This is a genomic window from Streptomyces sp. NBC_00376, from assembly GCF_036077095.1.
GTDB lineage: Bacteria > Actinomycetota > Actinomycetes > Streptomycetales > Streptomycetaceae > Streptomyces.
Map to the genome: position 1 here is coordinate 7081287 of NZ_CP107960.1, position 14274 is coordinate 7095560.

General features: G+C 71.9%; 16 protein-coding genes and 5 tRNA genes. 12 read left to right on the forward strand and 9 right to left on the reverse strand.

What is annotated here, in order from left to right; all coding sequences use genetic code 11:
• Positions 1 to 3 precede the first annotated feature (3 nt).
• On the forward strand, positions 4 to 1485 hold the full coding sequence (locus OG842_RS31960) for an MFS transporter (RefSeq protein WP_266735957.1): 1482 nt from the start codon (positions 4 to 6) through the stop codon (positions 1483 to 1485).
• On the forward strand, positions 1482 to 2156 hold the full coding sequence (locus OG842_RS31965; RefSeq protein WP_266735956.1) for an aspartate/glutamate racemase family protein: 675 nt from the start codon (positions 1482 to 1484) through the stop codon (positions 2154 to 2156). The genes OG842_RS31960 and OG842_RS31965 overlap by 4 nt, the downstream gene beginning before the upstream one ends.
• 150 nt (positions 2157 to 2306) lie before the next feature.
• Here the strand turns inward: OG842_RS31965 and OG842_RS31970 are convergent, their stop codons facing one another.
• The gene (locus tag OG842_RS31970; protein WP_266735955.1) at positions 2307 to 3632 is read right to left on the reverse strand and encodes a serine/threonine-protein kinase; all 1326 of its coding nucleotides are present in this window, start codon (positions 3630 to 3632) and stop codon (positions 2307 to 2309) included.
• 614 nt (positions 3633 to 4246) lie between these two features.
• Here OG842_RS31970 and OG842_RS31975 point away from each other — a divergent pair.
• The 3 genes from OG842_RS31975 (at position 4247) to OG842_RS31985 (ending at position 6016) form a co-directional block, all read left to right on the forward strand.
• The gene (locus tag OG842_RS31975) at positions 4247 to 4453 is read left to right on the forward strand and encodes a hypothetical protein (protein WP_266735954.1); all 207 of its coding nucleotides are present in this window, start codon (positions 4247 to 4249) and stop codon (positions 4451 to 4453) included.
• A gap of 253 nt (positions 4454 to 4706) precedes the next feature.
• Complete coding sequence (locus tag OG842_RS31980) at positions 4707 to 5675, forward strand: phosphotransferase family protein (RefSeq protein WP_266735952.1); 969 nt, start codon at positions 4707 to 4709, stop codon at positions 5673 to 5675.
• A gap of 68 nt (positions 5676 to 5743) precedes the next feature.
• Complete coding sequence (locus OG842_RS31985; RefSeq protein ID WP_266735950.1) at positions 5744 to 6016, forward strand: TFIIB-type zinc ribbon-containing protein; 273 nt, start codon at positions 5744 to 5746, stop codon at positions 6014 to 6016.
• Between the two features lie 131 nt (positions 6017 to 6147).
• On the opposite strand, the gene OG842_RS31990 is transcribed toward OG842_RS31985, so the two are convergent.
• From OG842_RS31990 to OG842_RS32010, 5 genes are all read right to left on the reverse strand, one after another.
• Positions 6148 to 6222 (reverse strand) — tRNA-Val (locus OG842_RS31990).
• Between the two features lie 23 nt (positions 6223 to 6245).
• Positions 6246 to 6317, reverse strand: a tRNA-Val gene (locus tag OG842_RS31995).
• Positions 6318 to 6336: 19 nt separating this feature from the next.
• Positions 6337 to 6408 (reverse strand) — tRNA-Val (locus tag OG842_RS32000).
• A gap of 1 nt (position 6409) precedes the next feature.
• Positions 6410 to 6483 (reverse strand) — tRNA-Cys (locus tag OG842_RS32005).
• A 37-nt stretch (positions 6484 to 6520) separates the two neighbouring features.
• A tRNA-Gly gene (locus OG842_RS32010) sits at positions 6521 to 6593 on the reverse strand.
• 145 nt (positions 6594 to 6738) lie between these two features.
• Here OG842_RS32010 and OG842_RS32015 point away from each other — a divergent pair.
• The 3 genes from OG842_RS32015 (at position 6739) to OG842_RS32025 (ending at position 9514) form a co-directional block, all read left to right on the forward strand.
• Positions 6739 to 7791, forward strand: a complete 1053-nt coding sequence (locus OG842_RS32015; RefSeq protein WP_266735948.1) for a chorismate-binding protein — start codon at positions 6739 to 6741, stop codon at positions 7789 to 7791.
• Complete coding sequence (locus OG842_RS32020; RefSeq protein WP_266735947.1) at positions 7791 to 8612, forward strand: aminotransferase class IV; 822 nt, start codon at positions 7791 to 7793, stop codon at positions 8610 to 8612. Before OG842_RS32015 ends, OG842_RS32020 begins: the two co-directional genes overlap by 1 nt.
• Before the next feature lie 65 nt (positions 8613 to 8677).
• The gene (locus OG842_RS32025) at positions 8678 to 9514 is read left to right on the forward strand and encodes a GNAT family N-acetyltransferase (RefSeq protein WP_266735945.1); all 837 of its coding nucleotides are present in this window, start codon (positions 8678 to 8680) and stop codon (positions 9512 to 9514) included.
• Between the two features lie 21 nt (positions 9515 to 9535).
• Here OG842_RS32025 and OG842_RS32030 read toward each other — a convergent pair whose 3' ends face one another.
• On the reverse strand, positions 9536 to 10051 hold the full coding sequence (locus tag OG842_RS32030; RefSeq protein WP_266735944.1) for a DsbA family protein: 516 nt from the start codon (positions 10049 to 10051) through the stop codon (positions 9536 to 9538).
• Positions 10052 to 10254: 203 nt separating this feature from the next.
• Here OG842_RS32030 and OG842_RS32035 point away from each other — a divergent pair, with 203 nt between their 5' ends.
• From OG842_RS32035 to OG842_RS32045, 3 genes are all read left to right on the forward strand, one after another.
• Complete coding sequence (locus OG842_RS32035) at positions 10255 to 10710, forward strand: hypothetical protein (protein ID WP_266735942.1); 456 nt, start codon at positions 10255 to 10257, stop codon at positions 10708 to 10710.
• 105 nt (positions 10711 to 10815) lie between these two features.
• On the forward strand, positions 10816 to 11835 hold the full coding sequence (locus OG842_RS32040; RefSeq protein WP_266735941.1) for a LacI family DNA-binding transcriptional regulator: 1020 nt from the start codon (positions 10816 to 10818) through the stop codon (positions 11833 to 11835).
• A gap of 274 nt (positions 11836 to 12109) precedes the next feature.
• Entirely contained in the window at positions 12110 to 12265 is a 156-nt protein-coding gene (locus OG842_RS32045) for a hypothetical protein (protein WP_266735940.1), read from the forward strand.
• 4 nt (positions 12266 to 12269) lie between these two features.
• On the opposite strand, the gene OG842_RS32050 is transcribed toward OG842_RS32045, so the two are convergent.
• Both OG842_RS32050 and OG842_RS32055 read right to left on the reverse strand, forming a co-directional pair.
• Positions 12270 to 12857, reverse strand: coding sequence for a CGNR zinc finger domain-containing protein (locus OG842_RS32050; RefSeq protein WP_266735939.1), 588 nt, complete (start codon positions 12855 to 12857; stop codon positions 12270 to 12272).
• A gap of 310 nt (positions 12858 to 13167) precedes the next feature.
• A complete protein-coding gene (locus OG842_RS32055) occupies positions 13168 to 13581 on the reverse strand; it encodes an SsgA family sporulation/cell division regulator (RefSeq protein ID WP_003959770.1) in 414 nt (137 codons plus the stop codon).
• A 190-nt stretch (positions 13582 to 13771) separates the two neighbouring features.
• Between OG842_RS32055 and OG842_RS32060 the strand changes: the two genes are divergently transcribed.
• Positions 13772 to 14260, forward strand: coding sequence for a TIGR02611 family protein (locus OG842_RS32060; RefSeq protein WP_266735937.1), 489 nt, complete (start codon positions 13772 to 13774; stop codon positions 14258 to 14260).
• Positions 14261 to 14274: the final 14 nt, after the last annotated feature.

Below are 14274 nucleotides of genomic sequence, written 5' to 3' on the forward strand. Positions count from 1 at the left end.
CCCATGGAAGCTCCCCCGCTCAAGACCACCGCGGACGCGAGCCCGCGGCATCGTCAGTTGGAGGACACGCTCGACCGGATCGGCGTCACCGGCGCGCACCGGCAGATCGGCGCGATGGTGCTGCTCGGTGTCTTCTTCGACGCGTTGGAACAGAACGCGGTGGGCCTGGTCGGCCCCGTACTGCAGGAGTCGTGGGGCACCACGGCCGCCGAGCTCGGATTCCTGAACACCATCACCTTCACCGCGGCAGCGCTCGGCAGGCTCACCACCGGCGTCATCGGCGACAAGATGGGCCGCCGGACCATGCTCACGGTCAATCTGCTGCTGTTCTCGCTCGGCGCGCTGATCTGCGCCTTCGCCCCCGTGTACGCGGTCGTGGCGGTCGGCAGGTTCATCGTCGGCTTCGGCCTCGGCGGCGAGATCGCCATCGCGGTCACGATGATGTCCGAGTTCTTCGCGGCCAGGCACCGAGGCACCGCCGTCGGCATCATCAACGTGACGGCCGGCGGTCTCGGCAACATGCTCGCCCCCGGCTTCGGCGTCCTGGTCTTCACCTTCTTCTCCGGCCCCGACCGCTGGCGCTGGCTGTTCGGCATGCTCGCCGTGCCCGCCCTGCTGGTCCTGTTCTACCGCCGGTACGTCCCCGAGACACCGCGCTACCTGCTCTCCCGCGGCAAGGTCGACGAGGCCAACCTCGTCCTCAACAAGCTCGCTTCCGGCCGGCTCCGCGGTCGCCCGGAGAAGCCGCAGCAGTTCATCACGGCGGTCGAGAGCGGCGAGAAGGTCGTGGCCGAGCGCAACCGCCTGCGCGACGTCTTCATGGGAACCCTGCGCCGCCGCACCCTCTCACTCGGCGTGGCCGTCTGCATGTCGTACGGCGCGCAGATCTCCATCCTGTCGCTGATGCCCACCATCCTCGTGGCCCAGGGGCACAGCATCACCAAGTCGTTGCTCTTCACCCTGGTCATGCAGGCGGGCTCGCTGGTCGGCGCACTGGTCGCCTCCACCGCGGCGCGCTACGTCCCGCGCAAGGTCGTCCTCACGGTGGCCGCCGGACTCGGCTGCGCGGCGGCCTTCTGCTTCGGGTTCCTGGCCAACGGCGTCGCCCTGATCCTCATCCTCGGCGCGGCCGTCAACTGCTGCATCATCACCCTGAACACCACGATCTGGATCTTCGCACCCGAGCAGTTCCCCACCAGGGTGCGGGCGTTCGGCACGTCGATCATCCTGGCCCTCGGCTCCCTGGCGGGCGGCCTGACGCCGATGCTCGCGGGTGCTGCCTTCGACGCGTACGGCATGGCAGGGATGTTCACCCTGATCGGCATACTCTTCGTGGGCCTTGCCGTGTCCGTCCAATTCCCGCCGGAGACCTTCGGCCGGTCCATGGAGGAGACGGCGGAGGAGTCCGTGACGGAACCGGCGGAGGAGTCCGTGACGGAACCGGCGGGGCAGCCCGCGGACGACACGACGGGGAGCACCCGGTGACCTTCGTGGCCCTGATCAATCCCAACACCTCGGTGGCCACCACCGAGATGATGGCCGCCATCGCCGGCCGGACCCTGCGCCCCGACGACGGCTACCGGGTCCGCGGAGTCACCGTGGCCGAAGGCCCCACGATGCTGGTGGACGAGGACGTACTGCGGGCCGCCGGACCACAGGTCCTGGCCGCGGCCCGGTCCACCCTCGCCGGGCCGGACGGCGAGCGCGTCAAGGCCCTGGTGGTCAGCGCGTTCGGTGATCCCGGCGTCGACGAACTGCGTGCGTGGACCGATGTCCCCGTCGTGGGCATCGCCGAGGCCGCCATGGCGGAGGCCGCGGCGGGCGGCCGCCGGTTCGGCATCGCCACGACCACGCCGGGCCTGGCCGCCGCCATCGCCGCGCGGGTCGACCGCCTGGGCCGGTCCTCCCAGTACACCGGGATCCGCCTCACACCGGGCGACCCCCTGGAGCTGGCCGCCACCCCCGAGGTGATGCGGGAGCGGCTGGCCGACGCGGTCGGTGCCTGCATCGCCGAGGACGGGGCCGAGGCCGTGATCATCGGCGGAGGTCCGCTGGGGGAGGCGGCCGAAGCCCTGCAAGGGCGCTTCCCGGTGCCGGTCATCGGGCCGATCCCGGCCGCCTGCCGGGAAGTACGGCGGTTGCTCGAACGGAAATGAGCCGGGCCGTTCCCGGCGGGGAGTGCGCCCGAGGGCGTACGAGGCCGTGACGGCCCGGGGCCGCCCCGCCCGTCACGGACCGGCCGCCCCGGGAACGCCCGAGGGTCCGTCCGGCGGATCAGGGCCGGACAGGCCCTGGCCCCCGGCGGGCTACCGGCTCTGGCTCTGGCTTTGGCTCTGACTCTGCGTCCGGCCGTCGCCCTGATCGGCACCCAAGCCACGGGCCGGCCCCTGGCAGCCCTGGGCCGCCGCGATGCCGAGCGCAACCAGCAGCGTCACCACGACGAAGACGACGAGCCGCTGCCGCAGCAGCCGCGGATTGGCGGGACGCAGCCCCGACGAAGTCGGACGGGCCCCGGGCCGCGTTCCCGGCCGGCCGTTCGCCCCGTTCGTACCCTGCGGGCGCCGCCCGGACCGGGTGGTGTTGCGCGGCGGCTGATGCTGCTTTGGGCGCGAACCACCGGTCCGGGGCGAGCCGGCCCGCGACGACGAGGACGGCCGGCTGCCCTGCGGTTGCTTCTGCTTCTGCTGACGGGGCGCGGGCGGAGCCGCACGCCGCGTCTGCTGCTCGGTGTACGGGCCGTCGAGACGGCCGGTCGGCCGGTCCAGTTCCTGCGCCGAACGCTGCACGGGCGGCCGGCTCTCGTGCAGCCCCTGCGCCTCCCGCGCCGCGATCTCCTTGAGCCGCATGGAGAGTTGGAGCGTGCTCGGCCGCTCCTCGGGGTCCTTCGCCAGGCAGGCGCTCACCAGCGGCGCGAGGGCGTCGTGCACATCGTGCAGCTGAGCCTCCTCGTGCACCACGCGGTACAGCATCACCTCGGAACTGCCGTGCCCGAAGGGCGAGTCGGCCATGGCCGCGTACGCCAGTGTGGCACCGAGCGAGAACACGTCGGTCGCGGGCGTCACGGCCGCGCCGCGCACCTGCTCGGGTGCGAGGAACCCCGGCGAGCCCACCGCCGTACCGACATGGGTGAGGGTGGAGGCCCCGGTTGCCCAGGCGATCCCGAAGTCGATGATCCGGGGACCCTTGGGGGAGAGAAGGATGTTCGACGGCTTCAGGTCGCGGTGGACGACCCCGGCCTCGTGCACCGCGACGAGGCCCTCGGACAGCGCGGCCCCGATCGAGGCCACCTCGGCCGCCGACAGTGGGCCCTCCTCGGCCACCTTGTCGTGCAGCGAGGGCCCCGGAACGTACTGCGTGGCGAACCACGGACGGTCCGCCTCCAGGTCGGCAGCCACCAGGCGCGCCGTGCAGCCGCCGCGGATCCGCCGTGCGGCGGACACCTCGCGCGCGAAGCGGGAGCGGAACTCCTGGTCCTCCGCCAGATCCGGGCGGATCACCTTCAGCGCCACCCGCTGGCCCCGCCGGTCCGAACCCAGGTAGACGACACCCATGCCGCCCGCCCCGAGCCGCCGGTGCAGTCTGAACGAGCCGACGACACGCGGGTCCTCGCGCCGGAGCCGCATCATCGCCATGTCTGCCCATCCCCGCTGCCTGGTCCGCCTGACGAGGCACAGCTTACGTACCCGGTGCCCGGGGCGCTCAGAGGCCGCGCCCTCACCGGTCGATCGATTGTCGGTGCGCGGCACGCCCCCTGACGGGGCATGGGGCCGGGGCGCGTCCCGTGCCGGACGGACCCAGGCCTCAAGGCGGGTGAGGGGAAGGGCGGTTGGAGCCGTGCCGGACATCCGCGGTACGGCGCCGGCCTCGGCCCGGACGGGTGCGCGCGCGGCCCCCTCCGGCGCGGGCGGACCGGCTGCCGGGAACCGGGTCGGGCAAGGGTGAGTGAAGTCACGCAGGCCGTCGCCGCGCGCACCGGTGGGCCCCGTCCAACGACTCCGGCGCCGCGCGAAGTTCGCCGCCCGCGCGGGCGCCCCCTCCGGGATGTCCCCGGGGCTGGGCCCCCGGTCTCCACCCAGGGGAGTACAACGACGGCCCGGGGCTCATCCTCCGGGAGGCCCGGCAATCGGTACGCGGGCATGACGACCGCAGCGCCCCCCGTCCCTAATGTTGAGGTCAAGCGGCGGGCGCAATACTCGTCCCCCGAGGTCACACGCCCGCCGCCCCACATCGAGTCAGGAGAGGAACCATGGCGGACACGGCAACGCGGACCATGATCCGCGCAGGACGCAGGGCCCATGCCTCGTTCGGCAGCCGCCCGTCCTCCGGCACGCGCCACCCACTCGTGGCGACGGCGATGGTTCTTCCCCTGGCGGCCCTGCTCGTGGTCGTCTTCGGCGGCTGGGACGCAGTGGTCACACAGGCGTCGTCCGTGGGCGTGATGCTGGGGCGCTGAGCGGCGCCCCGGGTCCGGAAGAGCGGTCCGGACCGGGACATCCGGCCAACAACCCCGTGGGGACGGGGGTGCGGCGGACGGCAGCGTTTGTCCGGTCAGCTGGGGAGCTGACCGGACATCGCGCTTTCCGGGGGCGTTCGCGGTGCGGCGGCGGTCGCCGCCGCCCGCGACTCCTCCCGACGCGCGTACGCTCGTCGGCGGACCCGGCGCGGACCGGGCCCACACCCGTACCAGTCCGCCACCGGGGGAGACCGTGACCACCGCAGTCGTACGCGCGCTGGGCGATCTCGCCCATCGGGCCGCCCACGAACACCCCGGGGACCCCTGCGCCTGTCCGCCCCCGGCGGTGCTCGCGGACCGTGAGGACGGCACGGTGGTCCGCAGCGGGGCCGTCGTGGCCAAGGCCCACGCCGCCGGAACGGATACCTCCGGTCTGCTCACCCGCCTCACCCTCGCGAACGACCCGCGCCTCACCGGCATCCTGCTCGCCCCGCTGATCCCCGGCCCCTGTACACCGTCCGCCACGCTCCACGGCCGCCCCGTCACGCTCTGGCCCCACGGCAGGCCCGTCGACCCCGGCGACCCCGACGCCGCCCCCTGGGAGGACGCCGCCGTTCTGCTGGCCGGGCTGCATCGGACCCCGGCCCCGCCCCTGGCGCTCCCGCCCATGCGGGGCCCCGCGAAGGCCGCGCTCGCCGTCGCCCGGATGCGCGCCGCCCGGCCCGGCGACCCGGCCACCGCCTCCGTACTCGAAGCCTGGCACCGCCTGCCGGCCTGGGCCCGCGACGAGGCCGCCGCGCCCCCGCACCGCTCGCGCTACCTCTGCCACGGTGATCTGCACCTCGGACAGCTCGTCCGCCACCCGGCCCCGCACGGCCCCTGGCTGCTCATCGACGTCGACGACGCGGGTCTCGGCGATCCCGCCTGGGACCTCGCCCGCCCCGCCGCCTGGTACGCGGCCGGGATCCTGCCCCCCGAGGTCTGGCTCCGGTTCCTGGACGCCTACCGGGCGGCGGGCGGCCCCGCCGTCCGTGCCGAGGGCGATCCCTGGCCGGACCTGGATGTCCCGGCCCGCGCCCTGACCGTACAGGCCGCCGCGCTGGCATTGGCCAAGTCCGCGATGGAAGGCCGGACTCCGGATGAGGTGGAACAGACAATGATCGAAACCTGTGCCCGAATAGCATCTCTCCCGCCCGAGTTGGGCGCCGAGCACTCGTCGTAGGCTGAACCGACCGTCGACGGGCAGGAATTCCGGCGACGGCGACCCGAAGGCGAGGAGTGAGCCGAACCATGCAGTGTCCCAAGTGCCACGCACAGATGCACACGTACAACCGCAACGGCATACAGATCGAGCAGTGCAGCGGCTGCCGGGGAATCTTCCTCGACTACGGCGAGCTGGAGTCCCTCACCCGCATCGAGGCTCAGTGGGCGCAGCAGGCCCCGCCCGCACCGCCGGCCCCGCAGGCGTACCCGGCCGCCCCGGCGCCCGCCTGGGGCGCCCCGCAGCACCACGGCGGTCACTACCGGCACAAGAGCTTCGGCCGCATGCTCTTCTCGTCCTGAACGGACCACCGCCGCTGAGTGCCTGACCGCGGGCCCGGACGCGTTCCGTCCGGGCCCGCAGTGCGTCCGCACCAACATGCGTACGGCGGAAACGAAGAAGCCCCGGTCGTCGAGACGACCGGGGCTTCCGCTGGTGCGCGATACTGGGATTGAACCAGTGACCTCTTCCGTGTCAGGGAAGCGCTCTCCCGCTGAGCTAATCGCGCAGGGTGAACCTGCGTGTACTGCGTGCGCGATACTGGGATTGAACCAGTGACCTCTTCCGTGTCAGGGAAGCGCTCTCCCGCTGAGCTAATCGCGCGGGGATCCTTGCGGACCAGTGGACGATACTGGGATTGAACCAGTGACCTCTTCCGTGTCAGGGAAGCGCTCTCCCGCTGAGCTAATCGTCCTTGGAGGTGGAGACGGGATTTGAACCCGTGTAGACGGCTTTGCAGGCCGTTGCCTCGCCTCTCGGCCACTCCACCACGAGTGGGGGTTCGGGAAGATCCCCCACCTTCTGCGAGCGGACGACCAGGTTCGAACTGGCGACCTCAACCTTGGCAAGGTTGCGCTCTACCAACTGAGCTACGTCCGCTTGTCTTTCCCGGCCCGCTTGCGCGTCCCGGCGACGTGTTGAACTCTAGCGGATTCCCGGGCCAGTACAAAAACGCGTTTGTGCAGCGTGCTGAGGTGCGCTCGCCCCGGGGCAGGTCATCGCGCGCCGTCCTAGACTCGACGACGTGCACGACCTCGTTCCAATAGCCCGCTTCGGCGGCCTCCTCGCGTCCGATCTGCAGGACGTGACCAGTGATCCCGCAGCCCTCGAATCGTCCGGCTTCTGGGCCGTATCCGCCGATTTCGAGGGCCGTCTCGTCTGCGCCCGCTTCGGCTCCGTACGTACCCGCGCGGTGCCCGCGCCCGTGCCGGGTGCCTGGCGCGGGCCCGCGGCCGGTGACTGGACCTCGTCCCTGGACCGCGCCGCGTACATCGCGGGGGTACGGCGGATCCGCGAGTACATCGCGGCGGGCGAGGTGTACCAGGCCAACCTCTGCCGGGTGCTGACCGCGCCGCTGCCCGATCCGGGCGCCGCGGACGTGGACGCGCTGACCGCGCTGCTGGCCCGCGGCAATCCCGCCCCGTACGCGGGGACGATCCGGCTGCCCGCGCACGGCGTGGAGATCGCCACCGCGTCCCCCGAGCTCTTCCTGAAGCGGGACGGCCGGACCGTCGAGTCGGGGCCGATCAAGGGCACCGGGCGGACCGAGGACGATCTGCTGGAGAAGGACCACGCCGAGAACGTGATGATCGTCGACCTGGTCCGCAACGACCTGGGCCGGGTCTGTGCCACCGGATCGGTCACCGTTCCCGACCTCTGCGTGGTCGAGAAGCATCCCGGCCTGGTCCACCTCGTCTCGACCGTGCGCGGGGAGCTCGCCGAGGGCGCCGGCTGGCCCGAACTCCTCGGCGCGACGTTCCCGCCCGGCTCCGTCACCGGGGCACCCAAGTCCAGCGCCCTGCGGATCATCGAGGAGCTGGAGACCGCACCGCGCGGGCCCTACTGCGGTGGCATCGGCTGGGTCGACGCCGACCGCCGTACCGCCTCGCTGGCCGTCGGCATACGCACCTTCTGGATCGACCGGACCGGTCCCGCCCCGGTCCTCCGCTTCGGCACCGGGGCCGGCATCACCTGGGGCTCCGACCCGGAACGCGAGTGGGAAGAGACCGAGCTCAAGGCGTCCCGGCTGCTCGCTGTAGCGTCGGGCGCCCACGACACAACCGGAAGGACCGCGTGATGAGGATTTGGGTCAACGGCGAACTGCGCGACGCCGAGGACGCCAGGGTGTCCGTGCTCGACCACGGGCTCACCGTGGGGGACGGCATATTCGAGACGGTCAAGACCGTCGACGGCAGGCCCTTCGCCCTCACCCGCCACCTCGACCGGCTGACCCGCTCGGCCCGTGGCCTCGGACTCCCCGATCCCGACCTCGACGAGGTACGGCGCGCCTGCACCGAAGTGATCGACGCCAACCCGATGGCCCTCGGCAGGCTCCGCATCACCTACACCGGAGGACTCTCCCCGCTCGGCTCCGACCGCGGCGACGCCGGACCCGGCCTCGTCGTCGCCCTCGGCGAGGCGGCCCGCCGCCCCGACACCACCGCCGTGATCACCGTCCCCTGGACCCGCAACGAGCGCGGTGCGCTCACCGGCCTCAAGACCACGTCGTACGCCGAGAACGTCGTCGCCCTCGCACGCGCCCACGAGCACGGCGCCACGGAGGCGCTCTTCGCCAACACCGCCGGTCAGCTCTGCGAAGGCACCGGGTCCAATGTCTTCGTCGTCCTCGACGGGCAGCTGCACACCCCGCCGGTCGCCTCCGGCTGCCTGGCCGGGATCACCCGCGCGCTGGCCGTGGAGTGGACGGGCGCGCAGGAGACCGAGCTGCCGTTCGACATCCTGGAGCGGGCCGAGGAGATCTTCCTCACCTCCACCCTGCGCGATGTGCAGGCCGTGCACCGGGTGGACGGCAGGGAGCTGCCCGGCGGCCCCGGACCGGTGACCGTCAAGGCCATGCGGATCTTCGACGAGCGGGCCGGGAACGACCTCGACCCGTAGAACCGGGCCACGTCCGAACCGGAAATCGGGTGACGGGCCGGGCCGAAGTGGATAGAACATCTCCGATGACCACCACCCTCCGGCCGACCGGGCCGATGCAGCAAGGCGCCGATGGTGCGCAGTTCCGCGCGTACGACGTGTGCGACAACGGGCGGCCCGTCGGCGCCGTCGAGATCGGCACCGATCCGGGATTCGGTGCGAAGGCGGGCGTGCTGCGCTCGCTGCGCATCGACGAGTCCCGCCGCAGGCGAGGCCGCGGCACCATCGCGGCGCTGGCCGCCGAAGAGGTGCTGCGCGGCTGGGGCTGCACCCGGACGTCGCTGTCGGTCCCGGCGGACGACACGGCGGGGCAGGGGCTGGCCACCGCGCTGGGCTACACCGAGCGCAGCAGGAACATGGTCAAGGAATTGGCGCCGACCCCGCCCGCCCTGCCCGGCGCCGTCACCGCCCGGCCGATGACGGACGAGGAGTTCGCGCAGTGGGAGCGCCGCGCGATCACCGACTACGCGCAGACCTGGATCGAACGCGGCGTCCCCGAGGACCAGGCCATGAGGAAGGCCGAGACCAGCCACGCCCAGAACCTGCCGCACGGCCTCGCCACCGAGGGAACGCATCTGCACGTCCTCACGCACGAGGGCGAAGTCGTGGGGCACGTCTGGGTGGCGCGGCACGAGATGCATCCGGGGATGCTGGTGGGCTACGTGTTCGACGTGGAGGTGCACGCGGATTTCCGGGGGCGGGGGTACGGCCGGGCGCTGATGCTCCAGGCGGAACGCATCGCGCTCGACGCGGGCGACGACCGGCTGGGCCTGCATGTGCTCACGTCCAACACGCCCGCCCTGCGGCTGTACGAGTCGCTCGGGTACCGGACGACTCAGTACAACCTGGGCAAGAGCCTCTGAGGGCGGGCCCGCTCGGCCCGCTCAGCCTCGCTCGGCGAGCAGCCGGTCGGCGATCTCCTCGATCCGTTCGCGCAGCCCGTCCTGGCTCTTGCCGCCGTCCAGCCGCTCTTCGCCGATCACATACGTCGGGGTGCCGGTGACCCCGATCGCCTTGCCCTCGGCCTGGTCGGCGTCGACGATCAGCATGTGGCGTCCGTCGATCAGAGCGGTGTCCACCTCCTCGGCATCCAGGCCGAGTTCCCGTGCCACCTCGACGAGCAGCGGCTCGCCGGTGCGGGCGAGATCGGCGGTGCGGGCGAGCACCGCCTCGATGTACGGCCAGTCCTTGCCCTGCGCCGCCGCCTCCTCGGCGGCCTGCGCGGCGGCGTAGGCGTGCTTGTGCTTCTCCAGCGGGAAGTGCCGCAGCCGTACCTCCAGCCGGTCGCCGTACTTGGCCCGCAGGGCGTGCACATCGGTGAGGGCCTGGTGACAGTCGGGGCACTGGAGCTCGCACCAGACGTCGAGGACGACGGGGGCCGCAGGGGTGGAATCGCTCATGCGGCCAGTCTCCCAGGGCTCGCGCGAGCCTCCCAATCGGCACCCGGTCCCGCGGGGGCTCCGTACGCCCGGCACGCCGCCGATCGGCACCTGGGGAGGATCCCGGCCCTGAAATGTCCCTGATGCGGTCCCGGATCGTGGCCGCCGGGCCGGTCACCGGTGCAGGATGGAAGAGACGTTTCCCCGCGCGCCTGGAGGCACCGATGCTTGCCGAGACCATCTGCTCCGCGGTGTCCGCTGCGGGCCTGGGCATCGCCGCCGTCACCGCCTGGCGAAAGCGCTTCCTCGCCGCCACCCGGATCGCCGCCTACTCCCTGGTCCCGATCGCTCTGGTCCTGACCGGGATCGTGGACTGGGTCGCCGGGATCGCCTTCAAGCCGAGCGTCTGGCTCGGTTTCGGGCTGCTCGCGGTGGCCTGGCTGCTGTTCATGACGACCCGGGCGATCGAGCGCCGCGGCGGCGGCACCCGAAAGGAGCGCCGGGCCGCCGCGCGGGCGGCGCAGGGCGAAGCGGTCGCCCCCGCGGCCTCGGCCCCGTCCCTGGGGGCGGGGCTCCAGGGGACCCGGGCGCAGCCGAAGACGAAGTCCCGGCAGCAGCCCGCCTCGCCGGGCGAGGACTTCAGCGACATCGAGGCCATCCTGAAGAAGCACGGCATCTGACCCCGGCCCGCGTTCCCGGCCCGGAGGAGCGTCCCCGGGCGCCGTCCGTACGATGGGGACACGCCGGGGTCCGGCGCGGCCGAAGGCATCAGTGGGGCAGGACAAGTGGCGCGTGTGGCAGGGATCAAGGACGTGGCCCGGCGAGCCGGAGTCTCAGTGGGCACCGTGTCCAACGTGATCAACCGGCCCGAGGCCGTGCTGCCGCAGACCCGTGCCCGGGTGCTCGCCGCCATCGAGGAACTCGGCTACGTACGCAGCGAGTCGGCGCGCCAGCTCAGGGCGGGCCGCAGCCGGATCATGGCCCTGCTCGTCCTCGACATGGGCAACCCGTTCTTCGTGGACGTGGCCCGCGGTGCCGAGCGCGCCGCCCGGGAGGCCGGACTCGGCGTCATGGTGTGCAACAGCGACCAGAGCCCGGCGGAGGAGGCCGAGTACCTCGGGCTCTTCGCCGAACAGCGGGTCTGCGGCGTCCTGGTCACCCCGGCCGACGCGACCGGCCGGAACCTGGAGGCGTTCGGCCGGCACCGGATTCCCTACGTGCTGGTGGACCGGGTGGCGTCCTCCACGGGCACCTGCGCTGTCTCCGTCGACGACGTCCGCGGCGGTGCCCTCGCCGTCGGCCATCTGGTCTCGGCCGGTCACCGCTCGGTGGCGTACGTCAGCGGCCCCGGCGACCTCCATCAGATCCGGGACCGGCGCGAAGGCGCCCTCGCGGCCCTCGCGGATGCCGGGCTGCCGCCCGAGGCGCTCGTCGAGATCCCTTCCGGCCGGCTGGACGTGGCGGCGGGCCGCGACGCCGGGGCCCGGCTGCTCGGCCTGGTGCCCCGGCCGACCGCGGTGTTCTGCGCCAACGACCTGCTCGCCCTGGGGGTGCTCCAGGCGTTGTACGCGGCGGGCGTCAGGGTGCCGCAGGACATCGCCATGGTCGGCTACGACGACATCGAGTTCGCCGCCGCCGCTGCCGTACCGCTCACCTCGGTCCGCCAGCCCGCGGTCGTGATGGGCCGGATGGCCGCGGAGCTCCTGCTGGAGGAGTCGGACGACGAGGACGGCACCCACGAACACCGCAGTGTGGTGCTCCAGCCGGAGCTCGTGGTGCGGGCCTCCAGCTCGACGCCGGGCTGAGACCGCGGAACGCGGACCGCCCGGGCATGCGCGGTCGCATCATGAATTCGCCATGTAGGAGGCGGTGTTGGCCGGACGGGTCGGCCGCCGGCCGGTGTCCTGGGGTTCCGTTCGGGGGAGTTGGGGAGCGGGGTGCTCGGGGCGCGGCACCGAATGTGTGGCGGGGGATCGGACGCCGGAGCGATTCCCGGACGCTCCGGGGTGGGTTAACTCCCGGTACGAAAAGGCGTGTTGATCGCCAACGGGGGCCGGTCTGAGTCATGATCGTCCTGCGATGGTCGACACCTCCCGGGGCGATGTCCCCGCAAGCCCTGCCGAAGAGCCGCGCGGCTGCCTCTTCGCGCTTTCCCAGCCCCCTTTGATGATCTTCCTCGCGGTGGTCGGCAGTCTGTTGCTGATGGCCGCGGTGCACGATCTCTTCATGCTGTGAACGGTCAGCCGGCCGCTTCCTTGCGGCGTGCCCGGTACGCGGCCACATGCAGACGGTTGCCGCAGGTGCGGCTGGAGCAGTAGCGGCGGGAGCGGTTGCGGGACAGGTCGACGAAGGCGTGCCGGCAGTCCGGTGCCTCGCACCGCCGCAGCCGTTCCTGCTCGCCCGCCACCACGATGAAGGCCAGAGCCATGCCGCAGTCGGCCGCGAGGTGGTCGGCGATCGACGCGTCCGGGGCGAAGTAGTGCACATGCCAGTCGTAGCCGTCGTGATTGCTGAGCTGCGGCGTGGTGCCGGCTGCGGCGACGAGCGCGTTGACGAGCGAGGCGGCGGTCTGTGCGTCGTCCGTCGCGAAGATCTCGGCGAAGCGCGCCCGTACGCCCCGTACGGCCTGCAGGTCCTTCTCGTGGAGCTCGCCCACGCCGCTGATGCGATGGCGCCGCGCGAAGTCGTAGAGCGCCGCGATGTCGGCGAGACCGTCGCTCGGCTCGTCCTCCGGCTGCCCGCTCGTCGGCGCTTCGCTCTCCGGTGCGGTGTTCATCAGTTCGATCACCGTGTCGAGGGCGATCCGGGTGTCGTGGGGGATCAGCACGCTTTCGCTCCCTGCCTCCGGCGGGCGGGTGTCCGCCGATGCGGGCTGACTCTACTGGCTCGGCCGCGGCGCACAGCGGCCCGAGAGGGCCCGCGAGGGGTCCGGAGAGCGGATACCGGCCAAGGGTGGGTATCCATGGCCGGTGAGTGTCCGTCCGGGGCGCGAGGAGGGCGCCACGAGTCCTCGGGCGCGCACCGGCGCCGTCACCACGGTGGATTCCGTGATGACGGCGCCGGTGTCATCCATATGAGGTTTTCCGCGCGGCGCCGTCTCCCCGAGTCGGACGGCGCCGTGCAGCTCTCGGCCTGGCTCAGCTCTCGGCCAGGATGTGTGAGAGCTCCGTATCGAGGTCGAAGTGACGATGCTCGGTGCCTGGCGGAACCGCGGCGTCGGTCCGCTTAAGGAACGACTCCAGGGCTCTCGCCGGGGCTTCGAGCAGGGCTTCGCCCTCTGGGGAGCTCAGCGCGATGCAGACGACGCCCTGGCCGTGACTACGGGATGGCCAGACGCGGACGTCTCCGGTGCCGGTGGGCCGGTGCAGCCCCTCGGCAAGGAGGTCGCGGGCGAATACCCATTCGACCGTCTCCTCCGCTCCGGTATGGAAGGTGGCGTGCACGGCATACGGATCGGCCGTGTCATACCGCAGGCCCGCTGGTACAGGCAGTGAGGACTCGCTCGACACAACGAGGCGCAGGTGCAGCTCGCAGCTGACCGTGGTGTTCATAAGCGCCAGGGCCTTTCGCTCAGTGTGCGCTCGGGGATTCGCACGTCGGCGAAATCGACATGCCACCTACGGTGGCGTTGTAAACCCCTCTGACCTTTTTGTGTTCCTTCAGGTAGCTCGTACGGCGGTGTGTAACTTTCGGTTATGCGGCCATTCCGGTGACGAGAGCCGTTCCGGTAGGTTGGCTGTCATGAATGCGGAGCGTGACGTGCGGAACGGGGACGCCGCATCGGCGACACCGGTGTCCGGCGCGGGGGACAGGGTGGACGGCGTGACGGGCGAGGTCACCGAGGGTGTGACCAAGGAACGGGAGCTCGGTTCCCGGGCGCCCGGGTTCATCAAGGCGTCCAGGACGCTGCACATGAGCTGGCAGGTCGGCGTCTTCATCGTCGGCTTCGCCGTGGTCGTGGCGGGCATCGTCATGCTTCCGCTGCCCGGCCCCGGCTGGCTGGTGATCTTCGGCGGCATGGCGATCTGGGCGACCGAGTTCGTCTGGGCGCAGCTGGTGCTCCGCTGGACCAGGCGGAAGGTTTCCGAGGCCGCCCAGCGGGCGCTCGACCCCAAGGTCCGGCGGCGCAACATCATCCTCACGTCGATCGGCCTGGTGATCATCGCGGTGCTGGTGGGGATCTACGTCTGGAAGTTCGGCATCACCATGCCGTGGAAGATCCACGAGTGACCCGGGGGTGGTCA

Excerpts from the sequence above, each read along its gene's own strand:
- OG842_RS32025 (WP_266735945.1), top strand. The coding sequence starts at position 8,678 with ATGACCACCACCCTCCGGCCGACCGGGCCGATGCAGCAAGGCGCCGAT.
- OG842_RS32055 (WP_003959770.1), bottom strand. The coding sequence starts at position 13,581 with ATGAACACCACGGTCAGCTGCGAGCTGCACCTGCGCCTCGTTGTGTCG.
- OG842_RS32060 (WP_266735937.1), top strand. The coding sequence starts at position 13,772 with ATGAATGCGGAGCGTGACGTGCGGAACGGGGACGCCGCATCGGCGACA.
- OG842_RS31970 (WP_266735955.1), bottom strand. The coding sequence starts at position 3,632 with ATGGCGATGATGCGGCTCCGGCGCGAGGACCCGCGTGTCGTCGGCTCG.
- OG842_RS31975 (WP_266735954.1), top strand. The coding sequence starts at position 4,247 with ATGGCGGACACGGCAACGCGGACCATGATCCGCGCAGGACGCAGGGCC.
- OG842_RS32035 (WP_266735942.1), top strand. The coding sequence starts at position 10,255 with ATGCTTGCCGAGACCATCTGCTCCGCGGTGTCCGCTGCGGGCCTGGGC.
- OG842_RS32030 (WP_266735944.1), bottom strand. The coding sequence starts at position 10,051 with ATGAGCGATTCCACCCCTGCGGCCCCCGTCGTCCTCGACGTCTGGTGC.
- OG842_RS31985 (WP_266735950.1), top strand. The coding sequence starts at position 5,744 with ATGCAGTGTCCCAAGTGCCACGCACAGATGCACACGTACAACCGCAAC.
- OG842_RS31960 (WP_266735957.1), top strand. The coding sequence starts at position 4 with ATGGAAGCTCCCCCGCTCAAGACCACCGCGGACGCGAGCCCGCGGCAT.
- OG842_RS32020 (WP_266735947.1), top strand. The coding sequence starts at position 7,791 with ATGAGGATTTGGGTCAACGGCGAACTGCGCGACGCCGAGGACGCCAGG.
- OG842_RS32045 (WP_266735940.1), top strand. The coding sequence starts at position 12,110 with ATGGTCGACACCTCCCGGGGCGATGTCCCCGCAAGCCCTGCCGAAGAG.